This is a genomic window from Phreatobacter aquiterrae, assembly GCF_053471285.1.
In genome coordinates this window covers 69,641-93,381 of the sequence record NZ_JBJPHW010000015.1, presented here as the reverse complement: position 1 = coordinate 93,381, position 23,741 = coordinate 69,641, and the positions used below count along the sequence as shown (strand labels likewise).

The window sequence follows — 23,741 nt, the reverse complement described above, 5'->3', positions numbered from 1 at the left end:
GGCGCTCGGCAACATGCCGCCGGCCGAGTTCGCAATGAAATCCACGCTGGAAAAACGGGCCGCCTAAGGCCAGAAACGAAACTCAGGACTCTCCCTCAGGCTGGAGGAGAAAAGGGTCTCAGGTCACCCGCCAAGAAGGGCGGGAGGAACCCATTTACAAACCATGCCAAGCTTCCAAAGACAGGTGTTGTCATATCAACGTCAACTCACTCGCTGCGTAGATCAAATACTTAACATTCCGGAAAGCTGTAACGCACTCGGTGATCTTGCAAGAAAATACGATTTCCAGGACTCAACACCAAAGGCTTTCGCTCTTGGTCTAGCTGCAGGATTTCACGTTCGGCCGCCGGCAATCGCGGCGAAACAATCAATCTTCCTGCATCACTGAAAGAAATCAGCCCCTTATCAAAAAGCACGTCGATATGGACCGCAAGGAGCAGGCCATTGTCCGGATCAAGCCGCTCGCGATTGTCCGAAACTGACCAGGGCTTGATGTGAGAGGCTCGCAGGAGGTCGGCCATTGCGATACCCGTGAGCGGGCATTTTCCTTGCCAACGCTCGATAAGAGCAGCCCGAAATTTTGACTGTCCCAATCGTGCAGCGCGAGTGGCCTCCGTTTCGGTTTGGGGGTCAACATCTGCTTGATCACTATTGGTGCCGACGGATGCTTCCGTTGCTGCGCTCTTTCCGCGGAGGACCCCGATGAACGCCGATAGCGCCTCGAAAGTCCTGACGTCGAAATCCAGCCCATAGGGGATTTCTGCTGAACCCTTGTGGATGCGCTTCGGGAAGCTTCGCATCGACGAATTGTGCAGAAGCGCATCCCTTGGAATGGGGCGGAAAATGCCAGGAAGGCTAAGCAAGACGTCGAGCCGATCTCCGAACTTGGGATCGATGACAAGCAGGAGCGAGTGACTTTCTGCTTTGATGTAGACAACCAAATCTTCAAGCGTTGCGCGCTGGGTCTTGGTCTTTTTGGGCTCAATGAGGAAGCCAATGCGCTCCAATCCCTGCGCAAGCTCGATGGCGTTCATCGGCCGTCTCCACTCCGAGCCGAAGGACCATCTGAACTTGACAGGCCTCGTGTCATCTACTGAGACCGCGATCGCAGTCCCTTGATACACGAAGGGGCTTCTGTCCGTCTCTCGCGTGAAGACATGCACGGGCTTTTGACCGCCATAGAGCTGACGAACCTGGGGAGTGTCTATGTGGGTATTGGCCTTAGCCTCCCACCGCAGGGTTCCACCCTCCCACCAGTTTGCATAGTCATGACCGGTGCGGCCCGGGTTTCCGATATTCGCGAATATGAAAAACTCGCCTTCGTACTCTGTATATCCCGTATCCCAATTGCCGCCGCGCCTTGCACGGGGAACACCGAGCAGGCTCTGAACCTGCTCTCGCGTATAGGCTCCGCCCACCTCGAACTGACTTCGAACAATCCCCGCCGATGCATTCAAGTGCGCGCCCTCCCAAGTGTGCTCAGTCAACACTCCAGGCTGCGCGGGGGCAACCAGCCGGTCGCGAACCATTCAATTCGATGCGTAGACCTGTCCGGACAACAGTTTTGCGTCATGGGGGCATGAACCGTCCGTTGGGCTGAAGGCGAAACGGTTTGCAGGTCAAACCCTATCGCGCGAGGGATGTCTCATCCGTAACAATCCGCTCTACCTTCTACGTGAGGTTGTGCGTGATAGTCCAAACGTGGAGACTGGGGGGGGGGTTAGTCACATGCGAAATGTGCTCAGGATTTTCTTTCTCCTTTCCATCATGGTCCTACTGGCTCAACCACTACACGCAGCCTCAGCAACATATAACAGCATTGCGCGTGGAGTTGACGCGGTTACCGGCCATGGAGAATCTGAGATAAACACCGGTCGATTCACCGGTAAATTCCAGAATTATGATTTTACTCTCATCAATCGGAGAGCACATCATCTAGTTTATGACTTCGACTATCGCGGTGGCGGAGTGGAGTCGGCGACAGCCTGGTTCCGTGAAGCTCCTGTCACTATTGTCGTTCGGCAAAACGACCTTTGCATAGTTGCGGAAGTCCGAAAAATTGTAATTCGATCAGGCGGCTTTCTCGACCCAGGTGCATCTGAATTCAAACCCATCAATAACAACGAATGCAGGACGCCCACACCGCGATTACTGAATGTCGCGGCTCAACTTTTCACTCTTCCTTACCAACCGAATGATCTGTTCGCTTTTAAGATCTTCGCTTGGCAGGATTCAACTAGGCGATGCAGGACGGATGATTGCGCTCAGAGGTCTTCTGCCTCGTTTGCCAATTTCTTCAAGGATGTGCGCTTCTTCCCGCGAGCGGGGCAGCCAGGACTTGCAGCAAGCCTCTCCGAGAGAACACAGATTGCCCTAGGAGCCGGCGACTACCTGGTCGCTGCGAATGACGCAAAAGTCGTCTTCCGAAATGTACGTTATTTGGTCGCAGAGCAGCGGATTGAGGCTCGGTTGACCACACTTCAACTGCCGCTCGTGAGCGGCCTTCTGACGACCCCTACAGCTCGCTTGTCCATGGAACAGGGCTCGCTGTTCCGGGCTGACGGCTTGGATATCGCGGGGGCCACCGGCGATATATCGATTACAGGTGGAATACTTACCGGCACCGCTGCCTCCGGCTCCAATATCACGATCTCAAACGGGGATGGAGTGCGTCCGAGTGTAATAACTTTTGCGCGGGCAACGGTAGAACTAGGCAATATCGACTTGCGCTTCAGCTCGGCGGGAGTTGATTTTTCGGCCGCAAATGGAAAATTCGATGCTGCGGTTTCAACAGCAGACTTGCAAATCGGTAGGTCGACGAGGCTGTTCTTAGGAGCAGCGGATATTCTGGTAACATTCCGCTGTCCTCAAGGGTCGCCAGCTGATTGCAGGCCAATCTCTGCGAAGAGGGGCGCGCCTCTAGTTTCCATGGGCGAAATCAACCCCATGAACTTGGCGACGCAAAGCGGTTCACATGAAATTCCAAATGCGGGCATTATTCGCTTGGATCGAGGTGAACTGCGCACCGGCATCCTGACGTTTAATTCCCGAAACCGTAGCGCGCCTATCGTTGGCAATATCACGCGGATTCATGCGGCGGTATCCGCGCAAGCGCTTCGACTGGACGAAGGTTTTGTAGCCCAAGCGCTATCAGGCGATTTGCAGGGTGAGGACCTAACACTGTCTCCCAACGACGGCCTCCCCGTTGGTGAGCTCAGACTCCGCGCGAACCTCAGCGATTTCACAGCAGAAGGCATGGGTCGTTTTGCGCTCGTCCAAGGCTCAGCCACGATGACTGGCTTGCTGAGGCGCGCTGACCGCGCCGATGTTCACCTTGTCGAAGGACGAATAGAGGCACGCGCAAATCTGACCAGTTCGGGCGGCAATGCGGTAGCGAACTTGGTAATCTCAGACCTGAGTCTGGTACGGGGCAACGGCACGGCCAGGCTCACGATTTCCGTCCCTACCTTGAATTATTCGCGGATGTTTCCCGGAAGGCGAGACACAGAGGATTTTGTAGTTGGCAAGGTTGAAGCTCACGTCAAAGACCAAAATCTGGTTGTGAATCTGACAGAACCCATGGGTTTCGAAAATCGCCTGGTGCGCATCCGCTCCGGCCGATGGTCTCTTGAAACTACTACATTTCCAATACGGACAGCCGTCTCAATATCGGACGCTGAACTGGTGTACGCGAAGCTTGAGCCTCCCGTTGGTGGGCCCATTTGTACAGCCAAAGTCCATCTAAATTCGGCTTCTTTCCAAGGCAATCTCAATGCAACGGTGGCTGTTAGGGAAGGTCGGTTTTCTTTCGCCACGGGTCCGCTAGGACTTTCGCCATTTCCCGTCGCTACCCCCGATGGAAAGGCATGTCGACAAGCAATATCCGTGATCTGCGGACTTATTGGTGGTGCGCTGCTAGGGCCTTTCGGGCTCATAGGTGCAGCATACTTGTGCCATGAAGAGGTTCGGGAGGGCGAGAAAGAACTCGAAGCGCGAATGAATGAGATGATTGCCGGGGGCGTGCGCTCTATCCGCTTCGATGTAAACCCTTAGAGTTGGCAAGATGTACGATACGCAAACGCTCTAGGTTCCCATTTCATTGCTTCGCGGCGAAACTGCGGGGCACGTTCTAAAGCCGACTTGTTCCCATTTCGAAGTAACCGAATCCGGCAATCGCCGTCAGTGACGCGATTAGCGCTGTCCGAGTGCACGCTAAGGCTTACAACTGCGTAGCTGGCCTTGTGTCTGGTGCGGCTCAAGGCGGCAAAGTCTCATGCCGAAGCTGCCCGCCTCAGTAGGCGGACGAACTGCAGATCCCGATAGGGCAGCCAGAGCCATAAGTCGCCAGTTCTGGTCCTGTTCGGCCCGCCTTCCCGGCGGTCGCTATACCCCTTTTTGTTCTCGCCCGGCCTGCTGACACTGTATGGCAGCAGCCCCCTCCCGGCCTTCCTCCCGGTCGCCCGTGCCTCCCCACCTTGGAACGACTTCAATCGGGACCCGCAATGGCTTAAGGAAACCCCATCACCCTGCCGGGCCTGCCGCCCGGCGCCTCCATGGGACAGTCCCGATGAACGCTCCGCTCGCCGCCGGCTCCTATTCGCTGTTTCCGCTCGGCAGGGACGAGACGCCCTACCGCAGACTCACCTCGGACGGTGTCCGGGTCGAGACCGTGCTCGGCAAGGAGGTCGTCGTCGTCGACCGCGAGACGATCCGCCTCCTCTCCGAAGCCGCCTTCATCGACATCAACCACCTGCTGCGCCCCGGGCACCTCGCCCAGCTCCGCCGCATCCTCGATGACCCGGAATCCACCGCCAACGACAGGTTCGTCGCCTATGACCTCCTGAAGAACGCCAACATCGCCGCCGGCGGCGTGCTGCCCATGTGCCAGGACACCGGCACGGCGATCATCATGGGCAAGAAGGGCCGTCTGATCTGGACCGAGGGCGAGGACGAGGCGGCCCTTGGCCAGGGCGTGCTCGACGCCTACGAGAAGAAGAACCTGCGCTATTCGCAGGTGGCGCCGATCTCGATGTTCGAGGAGCGGAACACCCGCAACAACCTCCCCGCCCAGATCGAGATCTATGCCGAGGGTGAGGACGCCTACAAATTCCTGTTCATGGCCAAGGGCGGCGGCTCGGCCAACAAGAGCTTCCTGTTCCAGGCGCCGCCCTCGATCCTGACCCACGACAGGATGATCAAGTTCCTGCACGAGAAGATCCTGACACTGGGCACCGCCGCCTGCCCGCCCTACCACCTCGCCATCGTCATCGGCGGGCTCTCCGCCGAGCACACCATGAAGACGGCCAAGCTCGCCTCGGCGCGCTATCTCGACGCCCTGCCGACGGCGGGCTCGGAGTTCGCCCACGCCTTCCGCGACCTCGCCATGGAGGAGGAGGTCCACAGGCTCACCCAGGCCATGGGGGTCGGCGCGCAGTTCGGCGGCAAGTATTTCTGCCACGACGTCCGCGTCATCCGCATGCCGCGCCACGGCGCCTCGCTGCCGATCGCCATCGCCGTGTCCTGCTCGGCCGACCGGCAGGCGCTCGGCAAGATCACCCGCGACGGCGTCTTCCTGGAGGAGCTGGAGCATCACCCGGCCCAGTATCTGCCGGAGATCGACGAGGCGGCGCTTGGCGGCGACGTCGTCAGGATCGACCTCAACAGGCCGATGTCGGAGATCCTCGAAACGCTGTCCAAGCACCCCATCAAAACGCGCGTCTCGCTCACCGGCCCGATGATCGTCGCCCGCGACGCCGCCCATGCCAAGATCCGCGAGCGGCTCGACCGCGGCGAGCCCATGCCGGATTATTTCAGGAACCACCCGGTCTATTACGCCGGCCCGGCCAAGACGCCCGCCGGCTATGCCTCCGGCTCCTTCGGGCCGACCACGGCCGGCCGCATGGACGGTTTCGTCGACCAGTTCCAGGCCGCCGGCGGCTCCATGGTCATGCTCGCCAAGGGCAACCGCTCCCGCGAGGTCCGCGAAGCCTGCGCCAAGCATGGCGGCTTCTATCTCGGCTCCATCGGCGGTCCCGCCGCCCGCCTCGCCCAGGACTGCATCAGGAAGGTCGAGGTGCTGGAATATCCCGAGCTCGGCATGGAGGCGATCTGGAGGATCGAGGTCGAGAACTTCCCCGCCTTCATCGTCGTCGACGACAAGGGCAACGACTTCTTCAAGGAACTGAACCTCGGCTGAGGTGTTGATGCAGGCGACGGGATTGCGGACGGGCTGTTTCTGAACGGAAACACGCTCCCTGCGGCCCGAAATGCCAAGGAAACGTGGGGCGCGCATTCAGTGCGTCATACCGGAGGGACACGCCATGCGCAGTTCGAACCCGACCTTCTCGTCCGCCAGGTCCAATTCGGCCGACGCCCATACGCTCGCCCTGATCGCCTCCTCGCTGGTGGCGGCCACCGCCATCGCCTTCCTCGCCATGGTGCTCACCGCCTGGCCGGCACGTGCCGCCGGCGCCGGCGCGCCGATGCAGGTCGCAAGCCTTGGTTCCCTGCCGATGCCGGCCGAGCCCTGCGCCGACCGTCTCGCCGCAGCCGAGGCCGAGATCAACCGCAGCCTCGCTTCCGTCGAGCGTCTCCACGAGTCCGACATGGGCGCGCAGTGCTCGGCCTTCCGCGGCCATCTCGTGTCGCTCGGCCGCGCCGTCGATGCCGTCGACCGCTGCGTCGCCGGCCCCGAGCGCGCCGCCAAGATCGGCTTCCTGCGCCAGTCCGCCACCGAGTGGCGCGGCGTCATCTCGCACGGCTGCCGCTGAACCCCTTATCGACCCCGACAGACCTCCATGCACATCCGTCGAGGACTTCTGGCGCTGGCGATCATCTCGCCAGCGTCCTTTTTTGTGCCACCGGCTGCCGCGCAGTCCTTCTGCCAGGCCGTGCAGGGCGGCCCCGGCAGCGATGCCTGCGCCCGCGAACTGGTCCTGACCGAAATCCGCCTGCGCGAGGCATCGGCACGGCTCGCCGGCGTGCGCTCGGCTCCCCGCCAGCAACAATGTGCCGTGTTCAGGCGTCATGTCCGCGTGATGCGGGATTCGGCCTGCATCTTCCGCCGGTGCATGTCCGGCCATCATGCCCGCGAGAACGTCGCGCAGATGGAGGGTTCCATCGCCGACTGGCACGAGATCATCGCCCGCAACTGCCGCTGACCGGCCTTACGTCTGGAACAGCAGGTCCTTCACTGTCTCGCCGACATGGGCGAGATGGCCGATGGCGGTCTTCAGCCGCGCCTGGTCCGCCTTGCCGAGGATCGCCGGGTCGACCTTGTTGCCCGGCGGGCGACCGCTCTCCAGGTCGGCGATCTGCTGGCGCAGGATGGCGTTGACGATGACGGCATGGGCGTCCAGCCAGTGCTCGAGGTCCTCGGCCGCGCCGATCTTCTTCTCGCGCAGCGCCTGGATCCGTTCCCGTGTCGAACGCAGCCGGATGTCGTGGCGCAGCGCCAGGCAGCGGGCGGCCGCCACCACCGGAAACAGCCCGCCGATCTTCAGGTCGACCCGGCCATCCGTCAGCCTGAACGCCCCGAACATCGTCAGCGGCGGCCGGTGCGAGCCGATCTGCTCGGCCAGCAGCTTGGCCAGCATCGGCGCCTGATGGGCGGCGGCATAGGCCTCGTTGAACAGGTCGGCGGCCAGCGCCATGTCGCCGTGGACGGCGCGGAAGTCGAAGAAGATATCGACGGCGAGCAGGTCCTCCGGCCGCGTCCGGCCGATCCAGTCGCCGATACGCGTCCGCCAGTCGTCGATCGAGCCGCGGAAGCCGGGATTGCGGGCCATCACCCCGCCCTTGCAATAGATCACCCCGGCCGCATCCAGAATGTAGGCCATGTGCGCACCGAACCGGGCGAACCAGAGGTCGGCCGCCTCGGCATCGGCGGGAACGGCCGTCACCACGGCATTGTCCTGGTCGGCGGCGAGCAGGCTCTCGCCGCGCCCGACCGATCCCAGCACGAGAACGGCATAGGCGACGGGCGCGGGGCCTGCGCCCTCCGCGACCATCATCGCCTCGGCCTCACGGGCCGCCCGCGCCGTCAGCGCGCCGATCTCGTGGCTGATGACGGCGGCGACGGCGGTCGCCGGCACCTCCTCCGACAGCAGTTGCCGCGCCACCACCGGCATCCGCGCGAAGGCGGCGGCCATGGCCGGGGCGCCCTCGGCCGCCTCGATCGCGTCGCCGAGCGCCAGCGCGTCGCTCGCCCGCATCTTCAGGAGGTCGCGGGCCGAGAGGGCGCCGACGATCCGCCCCGCTGCATCGGCCACCGCCAGATGCCGGACCTTGAGCCGGTCCATCCGGCCGATCGCGCGGTAGACGAAATCGTCCGCCTCCACAAAGGCCAGCGGCCGCGAGGCGATCTCGCCCACGGGTCTGTCGAGGGCGGCTGCGCCGCCGGTCGCCACCGCCCGCATCACGTCGCGCTCGGTGACGATGCCGGCCGCGTCGGTGCTGAGCGCCTCCGGCTCGGCGACAAAGAGCGAGGAGATCCGCCGCTCCATCATCATCTGCGCCGCCGCCATCAACGGCATGGCCGGCGTCGTCACGGCGGGCGGGTGGCCCATCACATCCCGGACACGATGGCGGAAGGGATAGGAGTCGATACGGGCCAGCGCCGCCTGCCCGGCTGCGACCACCGCCTTCGGCTCTTCCCAGCCGGCCCGCGCGAAGCCTTCCATGGCGTCGGTCAAGCGGCGGCAGGCCTGGTTCGCCTCGCCGACGGTGCGCACGCCCTTTTCCTTCAGGAAGGGCAGCAGCGCCACGAAGATCGCCCCCGCGCTCTCGGCATCGCCTACCGCATCGTGACGGCCGGCCCGGTCGAGCGTCACGCCGACCCGTTCCGCCAGGATCTCCAGCGTGTAGCCGGCGAGCGAGGGAAAACAGATCTGGCCGAGAAGCCGCGTGTCCAGCGAGGCCGGCGGGTCATAGGCACGGCCGGCGAGACGGCACTCGCGCCGGAACAGCGCGAGATCGAAGCCGAGATTGTGGCCAACGACGAGGCGGCCGGCGCGGAACGTCTCGAAGGCCTCAAAGGCCTCGGGGAAGGCGGGCGCGCCTTTCACCCGGGCATCGTCGATGTGGTGGATCGCCGTGACGCTGGCCGGAATGGGGACGCCCGGATCGACCAGTTGGTCAAAACGTTCGCCCAGCACCAGCCGGCCGTGGTTCAGGCCGACCGCCCCGATCTGGACAATGCGCGCCTTGGCCGGATCGAGCCCGGTCGTCTCCGTATCCATGAGGACGGCGTCGAGAGCGATCAGCGGCTGGACGGACTGCTTCGGCATGACCCAAGGATAGGTCGATCCGCCGCCGGCAGGCGAGTCAGCCTTTCGCCTGCTCCTTCACCGCCTCGATCAGCTGCTTCAGCGAGAAGGGCTTCGGCAGGAAGGCGAAGGCCTGGCCCTCGGGCAGGTCGTTCTTGAAGGCTTCCTCGGCATAGCCGGAGACGAAGATGACCTTGATGCCGGGGTTCGACTTGCGCAGCTCGCCGAGCAAGGTCGGGCCGTTCATCTCCGGCATGACCACGTCGGAGACGACGAGATCGACCGTGCCGCCATGTTCGGCCATGACCTCGAGCGCCTCGACCCCGGAGCCGGCCTCCAGCACCGTGTAGCCGCGCGACATGAGGGCCCGCGAGGCGAAGGCCCTGACCGCCTCTTCGTCCTCGACCAGCAGGATGGTGCCCGCCCCCGTATCGTCGCGCGGCGGCGCCGGTGCGGCGGGAGCTGCCGGCGCCTCCTCGGCGGCTGAAGGCGCATCAGGGACTGCGGAGGCCTCGGGCGGGGCGGCGGGCGGCGCGCCCTCGGCGGGGCCGCCCGACACCAGCATGGCGGCGGGCGCCGACGGAGTCGGCTCCACCGCGATGGGCGCAGCCGCCACCGGTTCCGCCGTCTCGACATGGCGCGGCAGGAAGATGCGGAAGGTGGTGCCGCGCCCCATCTGGGTGTCGACGAAGACATAGCCGCCCGACTGCTTGACGATGCCATAGACCGTCGAGAGGCCGAGCCCGGTGCCCTTGCCGACGTCCTTGGTGGAGAAGAACGGGTCGAAGATCTTCTGCTTGATCTCGTCGGGAATGCCGGTGCCGGTATCCGTCACCTCGATCATCACGGCATCGCTCTCCGGCAGTTCGACCGGGTCGTCCTTGGCGCGATGGCGGATGATGTCGGCGGCCTGCACGTTGACGGTGCGGATGGTCAGCTTGCCGCCGTCGGGCATGGCGTCGCGGGCATTGACCGCGAGATTGAGGATCACCTGCTCGAGCTGGGTGACATCGGCCCGCACCGGCCACAGGTCGCGGCCGTGGACCATGTCGAGGCCGACGCGCTCGCCGAGCGAGCGACGCAGCAGCATCGAGAGGTCGGAGAGCACGTCGCCGAGCTGGACCACCTGCGGCCGCAACGTCTGCTTGCGCGAGAAGGCCAGCAACTGCCGCACGAGGCTCGCAGCGCGGTTGGCGTTCTGCTTGATCTGCATGACGTCGTTGAACGAGGGGTCCGCCGGCTTGTGGTCCATGAGCAGCAGGTCGGCATGGCCGATGATCGCCTGCAGCACGTTGTTGAAGTCGTGGGCGACGCCGCCGGCGAGCTGGCCGACCGCGTTCATCTTCTGCGACTGCGCGAACTGCTCCTGAAGCTGGCGCAGCTCCGTCGTCTCCACCACGTAGACGATCGCCGCCTCGCCCGGCTGTTCGGGATCGTCGACAGGCGCGACGAAGAAGTGGGCAAAGCGGTTGGCATTGCCCTGCAGTGCGCCGTCGACCGCGGCGAGATCGCCCTTGCCGGCCGCGGCCTCGCCGATGGCATGGGACAGCGCCGGACGCGAACTCTCCTTGACGAGAGACAGGAGGGAGCGCGAGCCGGCCTCGGTCGCCGGCACGACGTCGGTGAGCATTCGCGCGAAGATCGGGTTGGCGCGGCCGACATGGCCGTCGCGGTCCACCGTCACGATGCCGAGCGGGGACGAGTTGAAGAAGCGCGCGAACCGGACCTCGGCGGCCCTCAGGCTGTCGCCGGTGTCGTTGGACCGCCCGCGGTTGATGACCAGCGTGCGCGAGGAGCCCGGCGTGCCGTCGGCGGAGAAGGCGACCTTGTGCAGGAGACGGACGGGCAGCGCCTCGCCGCTGCGGCGCTTCAGGTCGAGGTCGAAGGTCGCGGTCGTCACCTCGCCGGGCTTGGGCGGGATGGTGCGCAGCAGCGCCGCCGCATCGGCGGCGAGAATGTCGGCCAGCGCCAGGCCGCCGGAGCCGACCTCGGTCAGGTCATGGTCGAGCCAGCCGGCGAGCGTGGCGTTCATGTAGGCGATCTCACCGTTCGGCTCCATCGAGAAGAAGCCGGCCGGGGCGTGGTCGAGGAAGTCGATCGCCTTCTGCAGGGTCTCGAAGGCGCTCTCGGCGGTCTGCCGGTCGCGGGTGATGTCCTCCACCGTCCAGACGCTTGCGCGCCCCACGCCACGCAGCCGGCCGACGCCCTCGCCGGCCATCGGGCGGACCTTCAGCCTGAGCCAGCGCGCGTCCTCGGCGCCCGGCCGGCGCACCTCCTCCTGGTGGCGGCGCCCCTCGCGGGCGGCCTGCGACAGGCGGTAGATCGCCTCCGACACTTCCGGCGCGCCGGTGAAGGCGCGCTCGACCGCGCGAACATCCTCGTCGCCGGTGGCACCGGTCATGGCGAGATAGGCCGGATTGGCATAGAGCACCCGCCCCGAGGGCTCGCTCACCACCACCGCGTCGCCGGCGCTGTCGACCATCGCCTTGGTGAAGTCGTTGCGGCCCTCCTCGGTGGCGAAGCGCAGGATGCCCGAGGCATAGGCGAAGAGCGAGAACACGCCGCAGACCGCCAGCAGGGCCAAGAGGCCGATGACATAGGGATAGGCGTTGTCGCGGCCGATCATCAGGAAGAACAGGGCCGCGCCCACCAGCACGACCGCCACGACCAGCACCATGGCGGTGGACCCCGACTGTTCCGAACGGTCCACCGATCGGCGCGATCCGGCATTCGCGGAGGACGCGTGATCGGCGCGGGCGTTCTTTTCGACGAGGGCCATGGCGGAGAAGAGCCGTTGGTCAGGTTGGGGAGAATCCTTGCAGGATTCCATCTGGTAGTCGTGCCGGTTCGCCGGCCAAGAGGCAAGGGCGGCAGGGCCACGACGGCGGCATTTCGACCACCTCGAACGCCTCTGCCCCGCGCCTCAGTTCAGTTCGCCCTTCAGCCGCATGACGTAGCCGATCACCTCGGCCACCGCCCTGTAGTGCTCCTCCTGGATCGGCTGGTCGATCTCGACGCTGGCGTGCAGCGCCCGGGCGAGCGGCACGTTCTCGACGATCGGCACGTCGCTGGCGATGGCGAGCTCGCGGATCTTCAGGGCGATGAGGTCCATGCCCTTGGCGACGCAGACGGGGGCCTGCATGCCCGCCTCGTATTTCAGCGCCACGGCGAAGTGGGTCGGGTTGGTGACCACGACTGTGGCGTTGGGGACGTTCGCCATCATCCGCTTGCGCGAGCGTTCGCGGCGCAACTGCTTGATCTTGCCCTTGATCTCGGGATTGCCGTCCGACTGCTTGAACTCCTCCTTGAGCTCCTGCGTCGACATCTTCTGGCGGTTGTACCAGCGCTGGTACTGATAGACGTAGTCGGCCAGCGCGATGATCGCCATGATCGCCACCACCGCGATCAGCACGGTGATGACGATCGAGAAGGTGTGCGGCAGCAGCATCTCCACGTCCATGCGCACGATGCTGTCGATGGAGGCGCGCTGCGGCCAGAGCACGGAGAAGATCACCACGCCGACCAGCGTCACCTTGGCGAGGCCCTTCGCGAAGTTGACGAAGGCGTCCTTGCCGAAGATGCGCTTGAAGCCCGCGATCGGCGAGATCTTCGACAGTTTCGGCTTCAGGCTCTCGGTCGACAGAACCAGCCGGTGCTGGACCAGATTGGCGCCGATGCCGGTGAGGAACAGCCCGAGCAGCGGCAGGCCGATGGCGACGATGATCGCCAGCACCAGCGACACGTAGAGCCGCATCAGGCCGGCGCGGTCCGCCGTCACCATGTCGGCATTGGCGATGAGGTTCTTCAGCGGCACGGCAAGGCCGCCCGCCGCGCCGCCCGCCATGGTCGCGACGATGAGGGTGGCGACGAACAGGAGGAACCACGAGACGAGATCCTGGCTCTTGGCGACGTCGCCCTTCTTCAGCGCATCGTCGAGCTTCTTCTGCGTCGGATCGTGTGTCTTCTGGTCCTTGTCCTCGCTGTCTCCCGCCACGGCCTACCTCCGGTTGACCGCGATCTCGCCGAGCACCGCTTCGAGACTGCCCATGTAGTGGGACATCATGACGGAGACGACGAGGAGGAGGATGATGAAGCCGACGCCGATGGTCACCGGCATGGCGACGAAGAAGACCTGCATCTGCGGCATCAGCTTGGACAGGACGCCGAGGCCGATGTTGAACACGAGGGCGAAGACCAGGAACGGCGCCGAGAGCTGGATGGCAATCAGAAAGGACCTCGCCATCACCGTCGTCAGGAACTGCGCCGCGTCCCCCGAGGCTGGCAGGATGCCCGGACGGATGACGGTGAAGCTGTCGGAGATCGCGGCGATGATGAGATGGTGCAGTTCGGTCGAGAAGATCAGCACCACGCCGATCAGCGACAGGAAGGTGCCGATCACCGCGCCCTGCTGGCCCTGGGTCGGGTCGACCTGCATGGCAAAGCCGATGCCCATCGACTGGGCGATGACCACGCCCGCCGTGAGCAGCGCCGATACAGCGATGCGGGCCGCCATGCCGAGCGTGAAGCCGACGGCCATCTCCATGAACAGCATCAGGAAGACACTCGCGGGGCGGGCGAGATCGATGTCGTAGAGCGGCCGGTGCAGCGGGAACAGCGCCAGCGTGATGAGCAGCGCCACCCCGAGCCTGACCCGCATCGGCAGCGTGCGCTCGCCCAGGCCCGGCATCAGCGCCATCATGGTGCCGACGCGCGCGAACATCATGAAGAAGACGACGATGAGCGCCGGGGTGATCGGGATGGTCACGGTGTCTCGCCCCTCCTGGAGCGTGCCGGCGAACGGCGGCCGCGCAGGCCGCCGATCAAAGCTGATTCACCCGCCGCTGACCACTTTGGCCATGATCCGGCCAGTGACGCCGTTCATCAGGTCGCCCATGAAGGGCAGCGCCACCAGCATGGTGGCGAAGATGGCGAGGATCTTCGGCACGAAGACCAGCGTCTGCTCCTGGACCTGCGTCAGTGCCTGGATCAGCGAGACCATGACGCCGACCACCAGGCCGACCAGCATCATCGGCGCGGAGACGAGGATCACGGTGAGGATGCCGTCGCGGGCGACGTCGAGAATGTCGGCAGGGCTCATCGTCGTGTCCTAGATCTGCATCCGCATGATTTCTTCGTAGGCCTGCACGACCTTGTCGCGCACCGAGACCAGCGCCTCGACGGCGACCTCGGTCTCGGCGACGGCGGTCACCACGTCGATCAGGTCGGCGCGGCCGGCGGCCATGGCCTGGGTGCGCTGGTCGGTGGTGCGGGCCGACTGGTCGAGGTTCTGCACGGCGCTGCGCAGCATGTCGCCGAAGCCCGCGCCCTGCGCCGAGGGGCGCGCAGCGGGGGTCGCCGGCGAGAACAGCCGCGCGGCTGTCGCATAGGCGTTGGCGGCAATGGAGGAGGACGACATCGCCTCAGGCCCTCAGCAGTTCGATCGTGCGCTGGATCATGCGCCGGGTGGAGGTGACGACGTTGAGGTTGGCCTCGTAGCTGCGCTGGGCCTCGCGCATGTCGAGGCTCTCGACCAGCGAGTTGACGTTCGGGACCTTCACATAGCCCCGGGCGTCCGCGGCCGGATGGTTGGGGTCGAAGCGGGTCCGGAACTCGCCCTGCTGCTGGCGCACCGGCCCGAGCTGGACGGTCGTCGCCTGCAGTTCGCGGTCGAAGGTCGTCCGGAAGGTCGGGATCTTGCGCCGGTAGGGATCGCCACCGGCCGTCTGCGCCGTGGAACTGGAATTGGCGATGTTCTCCGCCGTGATCCGCATGCGGCCGGCCTGCGCCCGCATGCCGCCGGCGGCGATCCGGATCGATTTGAGGAAGTCCATGGACATGCGGTGTCTCCTCAGCCCTTCTTGCCGATGGCGGTGCGGATCAGCCCGAGCGAACGCTGGTAGAGACCGGCGACCGCCTGGTAGTCCATCTGGTTCTGCGCGACCTTCAGCATCTCGTCCTCAAGATTGACGCGGTTGCCGTCGGGCGTGGTGACGACGCCGGTGTTGCGGCGCACGTCGAAGCGGGTCTGCTGCGAAGCGGACGCGGTCTGGATGTGACGTGGATCGGTGCGCGTCGGCCCGGCCCCGATGCTGGCGGCCCCCGTCGCGCTCGCCGTGCCCCGCGCCATGGATGCGAAGCTCGGCGCCGCGAGATCGCGCGCCCGAAAGCCGGGCGTATCCGCATTCGCGACATTTTCGGCCAGTATCTTCTGGCGATCCTGATGCCATCGCATCCGGGTGCGCAGCATGGAGAAGAGCGGCACGTCGCTGGTCGCCATGGTGTCCCCCGCGCCCTTGTCGATAGGCAAAGGATGCCGGGTTCATGGTTAACGACTGGTTAAGCGTTAAGGGACTTTCAACCTCTGCCGTGGCGGGTTAACCATCCGGCGAGGTCGAAGTCGGCAAGCCTTGCCGGGTCTGTTAACCTCAACATAGATTTAACGTGCGCTCTTCGGGCGGGCGTTCGGAATGCCATGGGATCGGTCTCGATGAACTATCTCACCAATCTGCTCGGTCCCAACGCGCCCCTCGCCGCGACCTTCATCGTCGCCTTCGCGGCCGTCCTGGTGCTGATCGGACTGACCGCCTGGATCTTCCGCCTGCTGCGCGGACGCGGCCTCGGCATCGGTTCTGGCGGCCGGGGCCGGCAGCCGCGCCTCGCGGTTCTCGACTATGCCGACGTCGATCAGCGCCGCAAGCTGGTGCTGATCCGTCGCGACAATGTCGAGCATCTGCTGCTGCTCGGCGGCCCGACCGACGTGGTGGTGGAATCCTCCATCGTGCGCGGCATGCCAGTCCAGGCCTCGACCCTGGTGCGCGAGCCCGCCGCCGCACACGCCTATGTGGAGCCCGACCCGCCCGTGCCGCAGCAGCGCCCCTCGCTCAGGGAGGCCGCGCGGCAGGCCGCCGGCGAGCCCCTCGCCGCCCGCCCCGTCAACCTCGACATGCCGCTGGCGCCGACACGCTCCGAGCCGCTGCGGCCGGAGCCGGCCCGCCCGGCGCACCAGCCCGCGCTGCGGCCCGATCCGCCCCGCCCGGCACCCGTTGCGGCTCCCGCCGCCCAGCGTACGGAACCCGCGCGTGTCGAGACCCCGCGGCCGGAGGTTCCCCGAATCACACCTGTCGTTACCCAACCTGCGCGACCCGTCTCGCCAGCCCCGACGCCAGTCACTCCGGCGGCACGCCCGGCGGCGGCCGGGCAGGACGATGTCGCGGCGCGGCTCGAGGCCGCCCTGCGCAAGCCTATCGGCGCCACCCCCTCGACGCCGCCTGCCAAACCGCTGACGCCCCCGACCCCTGTCCCGACCGCCGCGCGCCCGGGGGTCACCGCGCCCGCCCCGCAATCCGCGAAAGCCCTGTCCGCCGACGAGAAGTCGGTGTTCGACAGCCTCGAGGAGGAGATGGCTGCGCTGCTCGGCCGCGGCCCCACGCCGCCGAAATCCTGATCGCGTCACCGTCGTCCACAGGGCCGCTGCCTGCGACCTGCTAAGCTCGGCGCCAACGATTCGCGGCGCGGGACGGCAATGCTCCGGTCTTTCATCCACGGCACGGCCAGGGTCCGGCGCGGCGTTCGCCGCACGGTGTGGCCCCTCGCCGCCATCGCCCTGGCGCTGCTGGCCGGCCCTTCGTCCGCCCAGGACATCTCGATCAATCTCGGCCAGGGCGCCGGTGTCAACGAGCGCGTCATCCAGCTCATCGGGCTGATCACCGTTCTGTCCGTCGCCCCCTCCATCCTCATCATGGTGACGAGCTTCGTCCGCATCGCGGTGGTGCTGTCGCTGCTGCGCACCGCCATCGGCACGCAGACCGCCCCGCCGAATGCCGTCATCGTCGGCCTTTCGCTGTTCCTCACCGGCTTCGTCATGGCGCCGACGCTGCAGCAGAGCTACGACCTCGGCGTCCGGCCTCTGATCGAGAACCAGATCGACATGCCGCAGGCCTTCGAACGGGCCTCCGGTCCTTTTCGGGAGTTCATGCTGAAGCATGTGCGCGAGAAGGACCTCGCCCTGTTCCAGGAGCTTTCGCGCGAGCCGGTGCCGGCGACGCCGCAGGAGGTCTCGTTCCGGGTGCTCATCCCCTCCTTCATGATCTCCGAACTCCGGCGCGCCTTCGAGATCGCCTTCCTGCTCTTCGTGCCCTTCCTGGTAATCGATCTCGTGGTCGCGTCGGTCCTGATGTCGATGGGCATGATGATGCTGCCGCCGGTGACCGTGTCCCTGCCCTTCAAGCTGATCTTCTTCGTCCTCGTCGACGGCTGGCATCTCGTCGCCGGCAGCCTGGTGCGAAGTTTCGGCGGCTGAGCGCGCGCCCTGTCCGGCTCAGCCCGGCCGCGCGGCGGCGGGAGCGCCCGACTGCTGCGCCGGCGCGGACGGCGTCCCCTCGCTCGCGCCCGGCGTCTCGCCCGGATAGCGCTCGCGGTAGTACTTGAGGAACCCGTCCAGCGTGTCGCGATCGGCGATCGACTTGGCGATCTCGCGATACTCGACCCCCCGCGCCTCGATCGGCGAGGTCACCACGTCGAAGGACCGCTCGTCCGGCGTGCCCCTCATCGCATCGCGCCAGCGGCCGCGCAGGCGGTCAAGGCCGAGCGCATCGTCGACCAGCGCATAGCCGATGGCGGCGCGCAGGAGATGGCGGCGCTCGTCGTCGCTCAGCGGCCCGGTCCCGGTGCGCGAGGAGACCCAGCGCTCGCTCTGCTCGGCCGACTCGCGATGACGCTGGGCGCCCCAGTGGATGTCGGCCCGCAGCATCTCCGCCTCGGGCGTGCGGATGCCCGACAGCATTTCCAGCGCCTGCTCCGGCCGGTTCGAATCGGCATGAGCGCGGGCCTCGAGCAGATAGCGCTGGATGCGCAACTGATCGGGGAGATCGGCGAGCCGCGTGGTGCGCAGCGCCTGCAGGGCGGCCGCCGGCTTGCGGTTCATCAGATGGATGAGCGCCAGGCGTGCCGCCACCTGCGAGCGCGCCGCCCCGGTCAGGCGCCGGTCGATCTGGTGCTGAAGCAGGGCCGCCGACTGGTCGAGCAGGTCCATGCTCGCGAGGCGATCGGCCAGGCGGCGGATGATCTCGTCGCCGCGCCGGCCCTGCGGGGTCATGTCGCGGAAGTCGTAGTAGAGCGCCAGGGCGTCGACAGGCTTCATCTGGTCGGCGTTGCCTTCGAGGAAGAGACGCTCGAAATGGCGGGCGACGTCGTCCTGCATGCCGCGCACGGCCTCGGCGCGCGGATGGACGCGCATGGCGAGCCGCATGGTGGTGAAAGCCTCTCGGAACTGGCCCTGATCGGCCTGCAGCTTGGCGAGAAGGGCGAGCGTGCGCGCCTCCACGTCGTCGCCGCGCCAGGCGAAGCTCTGCACCTCCAGTTCCTCGATCGCGGCCTTGCGGTCGACGTCGCCGAGGCGATGGCGGGCGGCGAGGTGGCGCTGGTCGGCATCGGCCCGCACCGGCAGGTCGGGACCGCTGGCGGCCCGCGAGAAGGCGACGAGGGCGTCGCGGTCCTGCCCCTTCGCCTCGAGCAAGCGGCCGCGCAGCAGGGCGTAGCGCTGCTCGGCCTCGGGCGGGATGCCGATTTCCTGCAATTCCGCGAGATGCTTCTCGGCGCGGTCCGTGGCGCCGCTGTCGAGTGCGGCGTCCACGGCCCGCATCAGGATGGCGCGCGCCAGCGGCGGCGGCAGCGTGGCCGGCGAGATGTCGGTCGATTCGAAGGCGTCGTGGGCCTCGCGCGCGCGGCCGTCCATCGCCAGCGCGGTCGCGCGCCAGAGGACGATGTCTGGCGCCGTCGCCATGGAGGCGTGGGCGAACTCGCGCAGCGCGTCGTCCGGACGATGCATCATGATTGCGGCGACACCGCGCAGCCCCTGGATCGAGCCGTCCTCGGCGACGCGCCGGTCCTGCCGCGCGATGGCGTCGAGCACGGACTTGGCCTCCGCCCAGCGCTGCTGCGCCATGTAGAAACGGACGAGTTCGAGGCGCTTCGGCGTGCGCTGGGTGTCGTGGACCGCGGCGGCGGTGGCGATCAGGTCGCTCTCGCGCTCGCGGAACGGCGCACGCTCGTCGGCGGCCCACAGTTCGAGGTCGAAGGTGATGGTGCGCGGCCGGCGGACGAGCCGCTGCACCGGCGGCGGACGGGCCATGCCGGCGCTGAGCTGAAGGCCGTGCGGCCGGCCGATGTTGACCTGATCGCCGGAGATGGCGACCGTCAGATCGTCGGCGATCGGCTGGAACACGAGGCCGTGGCTGCCGGCGAGCGCCACGAACTCCACCATCTCGCGCGTCTGCACGAAGGAGCGGGCCGGTCCCGCGCCGGTGACGACGACGAGGTGATCTCCCGCCAGCGGATCCGCGAGCCTGTGAACCGACCCCGCCTGGGGGAAGTCGACGGTGGCGATCAGCCTGTTTCCCTGCTCGGTGGCGCGGGTGAGATGCACCGGCCGCGGCGGTTCGAGGACGGTGTCGGCCAGGGTAACGATCCAGGCCATGCCGTCACGACCGGCGGACGCCAGGCTCTGGCGCTCCAGACCGACGCGCACCGCGATGCCTGACCGCGAGCGCGAGGCGTCGACCGAGGAGAAGACGCCTGCGGCTTCCGACTGGAGGCCGGCGAGGTTCACGTCCTCAAGCGTATCGAACACGAGCCAGAGCGTATCGCCGCGCTGGAAGACGGCGCCGGGCGTCTCCCTGGTGAAGGGGACGAGGATGCGGACGGTGCCACCGGCACGGCGGGCCTGAATGGCGATGGGACCGGGAGCGGCTTGTGCCGTGGGCCTCGGGGCCGGATCGGCCGTCTCGACACGCTGGGGCTCGGCGGCCGGTTCGGGAGCGGGCGCGGCGACGGCAGCGGCTTCGACGGCAGCGAGAGCCGGCCCCGGCGCTGGCACGGAACGCGCTTCGGCCGGGTCAGGGACCGCGACCGGCGCGGGTGCGGTGGCGACGGCCGCCGGGGGAACGGCGGTTGCGCTGCGGGGACGCGGCGGTGGCACAGCCGGCATCGGAGCCGTTGGCCGGACGGCCAGCGGCGAGGCAGGCATATTGCCCGGCAGATTGGTGACGGCGGGCGGCATGATTCCCGATTGCGGCCGCGGCGTCGGCACCGGCGTCGGGCGGGACTGACTGCCCCGCATCGTCAGATCGAGGATATAGGTGCCCTCCTCGCGAAAGGCGCGGACGTCAGCCTGCGGCGAGACCGCCATGCGGAAGACGAGCTCCTCGGAGCCGGTATCGGCCTCGATCTCCGTCACAAAGGGCGGCAGCGCATCGCGGACATGCTTCAGCTCGGCGGTAAACGGCTTGGCGATCCGAACAGTCAGCCGGTCGGCGGCCCGGTCGATGGCGACCCCCACCGGTTCGGGCAGCGAGAAGACGAACCGGGTGAAGGTCGGGTGATTGCCCACCCTGACCGTCACCGGCGGCATGGTGCGGGCGACGCGCTGGGCCTCGGACGCGCGGACGCGCCGTTCCGCCTCGCGCGCGCGCCGCGTCAGCTCCTCCACCACCTCGACCGGCAGTCCGGGCGGCGTGCCGCGCCAGGTATCGGGCAGCATGTCGACGAAGAGGCGCTCGCCGGCCTCCATGGAATTGACCGTGACGCGCTGCGACAGCGCAAAGCGCAGCGACTTGCCGTCGGGATCGCGGCGCACCGCGGTCACGAAGTTCTGCAGGAGGTTCGTCAACTGCGCGGTCTGCATCTCGACCGGTTGAGGAAAGGAGATGACCAGCACCCCGCCGGTGACCTTGACCTCGGTCGCCAACTGCTGGTCGAAATGGAAGATCAGTCGGGCAAAACCGCCGGTCGTGACGGCGCTCACTTCGGCCTTGGCCGATGCGGCGGGCCGGGTCTCGGCGGCCGGGGCCGTGGGGCGTGCGGCCTGGGCAAAAGCCTCGCCCACCGGGGCATGGCAAAGCAGGGCGGCTGCCAGGCCGACCCGCGTCATGCGCCTCATACTCCACGCGTTCCCGTCCATGGGATCGCCACTCGAACCTTCTGCCATCCCCGAAGGGCCGGCATGCGGCGGCTCCGTGCCCCCGATTGCGGGGCATCATGGGCATTCGTGATTAACAGCGCGTTTCGCCTCGGGCCTCAGCGGCTCGGACGGCCCTCGATCTTCGGCAGCGTGTCCGGCGAGACGCCCCGCGGGTCGACGGAGGCCGTCTGGTTCGGCCGGCGGGCCAGCTCTGTGGTCAGGCGCTTGGCCTGCTCGGCCTGCATCTGGGCGATGACATCGGCGAGCTTCGGCGGGCGCATGGCGCGCGCCACCTCGATGAGCACGCTCATGTCGAGGCTGTCGAAGATGCGCGCCGCATCCTTCGGGCGCATGGACTCGTACATGCTGACGACACCGCGGAAGCGCGCCTGCTCGGCCTCGTCACGGCGCTGCTCAAGCCCGGCGATCCGGGTCTCGAGCTCGCGCAGTTCATTGGCGCGCTGCTCCAGCCGACGCTCGGTCGCCCGCAGCAGGTTCTCGCGCATGTCCAATTCGCGATGGCGCGTGTCGAGTTCCTGCCGGCGCTCCTGCAGGCGCTCGAGAATGGCGCGCTCGGAGGCTGATACGGCGGGGGCCTGGGTCTGTGCCGGCATCGGCGTCGGCTGGCCGGGCCGCGCGCCTGCCGGCGCCGCGGCCGGCGTCGCCGCCGCTGCGGGCGCAGCCGCGGGAGTAGCGCCGGTCACGAGATTGGCGTCCGCCGGGGATTCGAGGCCGGGAATGCTGCTGTCCTGGGCCCGCACCTGGCGGGGACCCGTGACGTCGCCGCTGAGAATTCCGACCGCCTTCAGGAACAGGAGGCCGCCGGCGGCCAGCGTGACGATGGGCAGAAGGCGCAGGTCCCGCATCGAAGGCTCCTCAGGCGGCGCGTGTCTGGATGCGGGCGGCGAAGGCCTTGGCGGCAGCCAGCGTGGAGGCTGCCCCTGACGGCAGGCCTTCCGAGGAGTCGCGAATGGTCACGGGCACGATGGGTTCGACCGCCGGGATCGGCGGCACGCGCGGCCGGCCCGCGTCGCGGGCCGCCTCGGTGATGCGGCTGATGCGCTCGACGACGGTCTGTCCGGACTTCACCTCACGCTCGATGTCGACGAGGAAGCGTTCGGCAGTGCGCAGCCTTTCGCCCAGCGTGCCGTCGCATTCGCGCACGGTGACCTTGAGCCCCTGGATCGCCCGCTCGGCGATCTCGGTCGCGGTGATCAGTTCGGCGATGGTCGCCTTCAGCGACTGCTCGTCGGAGCGCAGCCGGATCAGCCGCCGGTTCAGGGTGACGCAATAGGCAATGGTGACAGCCAGCAGACCCGCCACGAGAAGTTCCACCAGCAGGGATACGGTGAAGCTGGACATCACGCCTCCTGTCCGCCCGAAGAGATCTGTTCGAATTGCGACATCGTCGTGCGGCCGCGGCGCAGCGGCTTCTGGATGCGGATGGCGACCCGGTCGCCGACCCGGCCCATGCGCCCCTCGGTCAGCGTCTCGGCACCGCAGCGCACCTTGACGAGGGCGTCAGGCTTCATGTCGAGCACCAGCGTATCGCCGACCTTGAGGTTCATCAGCTTGCGCAGCGGAAACTCGCTCTCGTAGAGCACGGCTTCCACATGCGTGCGCGCCTGGAAGATCTCGGTCGACAGGTGCCCCTCCCAGACCGTGTCGCGGCCGAGCTTCTCGCCGACGAAGGTCTGCATCAGGCGATCGCGGATCGGCTCCAGCGTCGCATAGGGCAGCAGCATCTCGATGGAGCCGCCGCGCTCCTCCATGTCGATGCGGAAGCGCACCAGGATGGCGGCGTTGTTCGGGCGCGAGATGGCGGCGAAGCGCGGATTGGTCTCCAGCCGGTCGATCTTGAAGTTGACCGGCGAGATCGGCCGGAACGCGGCCTCGGCGTCGGCGAGGATGAGTTCGATCATCCGCTTGACGAGGCCCATCTCGATAGTCGTGTAGGGCCGCCCCTCGACGCGGATGGCGGTGACGCCGCGCCGGCCGCCGAGCAACACGTCGATGATCGAGTAGATGAGGCTCGAATCGACGGTCGCGATGCCGAAATTGTCCCATTCCTCCGCCTTGAAGATGGAGAGGATGGCCGGCAGCGGAATGGAATTCAGGTAATCAGCGAAACGGACGGCGTGGATGCGGTCGAGCGAGACCTCGACATTGTCCGAGGTGAAGTTGCGCAGGGACGTCGTGAGCAGCCGCACGAGGCGGTCGAACACGATGTCGAGCATCGGCAGACGCTCGTAGGCGACCATCGCCGAGTCGATGATGGCGCGGATGCCGCCATTGTCGGAGAGCGCCAGATCCTCGATCGAGAAGCCGAGGAGATTGTCGATCTCCTCCTGGTTGAGAATGCGCTCGGCGCCGCCCTTGGACCCGGCATTGACATGGGCCATACCGTCTTCGCCGACGGTCTCCCACGACTGATCGCCATCCCCGCCTGAGGCGCCCTGTTCCTCAAGGGCCATGCCCCATTCGGCGGCAAGGGCGTCCTGGTCGATATCGCCTGCCAT

19 protein-coding genes are annotated in these 23,741 nt (G+C 66.7%); 6 read left to right on the top strand and 13 right to left on the bottom strand.

The genetic code is table 11. From position 1 onward, the window contains the following. Positions 1–230: 230 nt before the first annotated feature. Positions 231–1,034 (bottom strand): HNH endonuclease, encoded by an 804-nt coding sequence (locus tag ACJ4V0_RS19510; RefSeq protein WP_448301278.1) that lies wholly within the window; start codon positions 1,032–1,034, stop codon positions 231–233. Between the two features lie 694 nt (positions 1,035–1,728). Between ACJ4V0_RS19510 and ACJ4V0_RS19500 the strand changes: the two genes are divergently transcribed. The 4 genes from ACJ4V0_RS19500 (at position 1,729) to ACJ4V0_RS19485 (ending at position 7,160) form a co-directional block, all read left to right on the top strand. After that, positions 1,729–4,053, top strand: a complete 2,325-nt coding sequence (locus tag ACJ4V0_RS19500; protein WP_448301276.1) for a hypothetical protein — start codon at positions 1,729–1,731, stop codon at positions 4,051–4,053. Between the two features lie 514 nt (positions 4,054–4,567). After that, positions 4,568–6,196, top strand: coding sequence for a fumarate hydratase (locus ACJ4V0_RS19495; RefSeq protein WP_448301275.1), 1,629 nt, complete (start codon positions 4,568–4,570; stop codon positions 6,194–6,196). Between the two features lie 124 nt (positions 6,197–6,320). After that, positions 6,321–6,770 carry a hypothetical protein gene (locus ACJ4V0_RS19490; RefSeq protein ID WP_448301274.1) on the top strand — a complete coding sequence of 150 codons (450 nt, stop codon included), beginning with the start codon at positions 6,321–6,323 and terminating at the stop codon, positions 6,768–6,770. 27 nt (positions 6,771–6,797) lie between these two features. Further along, positions 6,798–7,160 (top strand): hypothetical protein, encoded by a 363-nt coding sequence (locus ACJ4V0_RS19485; protein ID WP_448301273.1) that lies wholly within the window; start codon positions 6,798–6,800, stop codon positions 7,158–7,160. Between the two features lie 6 nt (positions 7,161–7,166). Here ACJ4V0_RS19485 and ACJ4V0_RS19480 read toward each other — a convergent pair whose 3' ends face one another. The 8 genes from ACJ4V0_RS19480 to flgB form a co-directional block, all read right to left on the bottom strand. Continuing rightward, positions 7,167–9,287 (bottom strand): putative nucleotidyltransferase substrate binding domain-containing protein, encoded by a 2,121-nt coding sequence (locus ACJ4V0_RS19480; protein ID WP_448301272.1) that lies wholly within the window; start codon positions 9,285–9,287, stop codon positions 7,167–7,169. A gap of 37 nt (positions 9,288–9,324) precedes the next feature. Beyond that, on the bottom strand, positions 9,325–12,045 hold the full coding sequence (locus ACJ4V0_RS19475) for a PAS domain-containing hybrid sensor histidine kinase/response regulator (RefSeq protein ID WP_448301271.1): 2,721 nt from the start codon (positions 12,043–12,045) through the stop codon (positions 9,325–9,327). Positions 12,046–12,189: 144 nt separating this feature from the next. Further along, a complete protein-coding gene (gene flhB, locus ACJ4V0_RS19470; protein ID WP_448301270.1) occupies positions 12,190–13,260 on the bottom strand; it encodes a flagellar biosynthesis protein FlhB in 1,071 nt (356 codons plus the stop codon). A 3-nt stretch (positions 13,261–13,263) separates the two neighbouring features. Further along, positions 13,264–14,031 carry a flagellar biosynthetic protein FliR gene (fliR, locus tag ACJ4V0_RS19465; protein ID WP_448301269.1) on the bottom strand — a complete coding sequence of 256 codons (768 nt, stop codon included), beginning with the start codon at positions 14,029–14,031 and terminating at the stop codon, positions 13,264–13,266. A gap of 66 nt (positions 14,032–14,097) precedes the next feature. Beyond that, positions 14,098–14,364 (bottom strand): flagellar biosynthetic protein FliQ, encoded by a 267-nt coding sequence (locus ACJ4V0_RS19460; RefSeq protein ID WP_448301268.1) that lies wholly within the window; start codon positions 14,362–14,364, stop codon positions 14,098–14,100. Between the two features lie 9 nt (positions 14,365–14,373). Then, positions 14,374–14,682, bottom strand: a complete 309-nt coding sequence (gene fliE / locus ACJ4V0_RS19455; RefSeq protein ID WP_448301267.1) for a flagellar hook-basal body complex protein FliE — start codon at positions 14,680–14,682, stop codon at positions 14,374–14,376. Between the two features lie 4 nt (positions 14,683–14,686). Then, positions 14,687–15,097, bottom strand: coding sequence for a flagellar basal body rod protein FlgC (gene flgC / locus ACJ4V0_RS19450; protein WP_448301277.1), 411 nt, complete (start codon positions 15,095–15,097; stop codon positions 14,687–14,689). Positions 15,098–15,114: 17 nt separating this feature from the next. Then, positions 15,115–15,543, bottom strand: coding sequence for a flagellar basal body rod protein FlgB (gene flgB, locus ACJ4V0_RS19445; protein ID WP_448301266.1), 429 nt, complete (start codon positions 15,541–15,543; stop codon positions 15,115–15,117). A gap of 210 nt (positions 15,544–15,753) precedes the next feature. Between flgB and ACJ4V0_RS19440 the strand changes: the two genes are divergently transcribed. After that, the gene (locus tag ACJ4V0_RS19440) at positions 15,754–16,710 is read left to right on the top strand and encodes a flagellar biosynthetic protein FliO (protein WP_448301265.1); all 957 of its coding nucleotides are present in this window, start codon (positions 15,754–15,756) and stop codon (positions 16,708–16,710) included. Positions 16,711–16,788: 78 nt separating this feature from the next. Then, complete coding sequence (gene fliP, locus ACJ4V0_RS19435) at positions 16,789–17,565, top strand: flagellar type III secretion system pore protein FliP (RefSeq protein ID WP_448301264.1); 777 nt, start codon at positions 16,789–16,791, stop codon at positions 17,563–17,565. 18 nt (positions 17,566–17,583) lie between these two features. Here fliP and ACJ4V0_RS19430 read toward each other — a convergent pair whose 3' ends face one another. The 4 genes from ACJ4V0_RS19430 to fliM form a co-directional block, all read right to left on the bottom strand. Then, positions 17,584–21,192 (bottom strand): hypothetical protein, encoded by a 3,609-nt coding sequence (locus ACJ4V0_RS19430; protein WP_448301263.1) that lies wholly within the window; start codon positions 21,190–21,192, stop codon positions 17,584–17,586. Positions 21,193–21,338: 146 nt separating this feature from the next. Further along, positions 21,339–22,088, bottom strand: coding sequence for a MotE family protein (locus ACJ4V0_RS19425; protein WP_448301262.1), 750 nt, complete (start codon positions 22,086–22,088; stop codon positions 21,339–21,341). Between the two features lie 10 nt (positions 22,089–22,098). Beyond that, a complete protein-coding gene (locus ACJ4V0_RS19420; protein ID WP_448301261.1) occupies positions 22,099–22,584 on the bottom strand; it encodes a DUF6468 domain-containing protein in 486 nt (161 codons plus the stop codon). Next, complete coding sequence (fliM, locus tag ACJ4V0_RS19415) at positions 22,584–23,741, bottom strand: flagellar motor switch protein FliM (RefSeq protein ID WP_448301260.1); 1,158 nt, start codon at positions 23,739–23,741, stop codon at positions 22,584–22,586. The genes ACJ4V0_RS19420 and fliM overlap by 1 nt, the downstream gene beginning before the upstream one ends.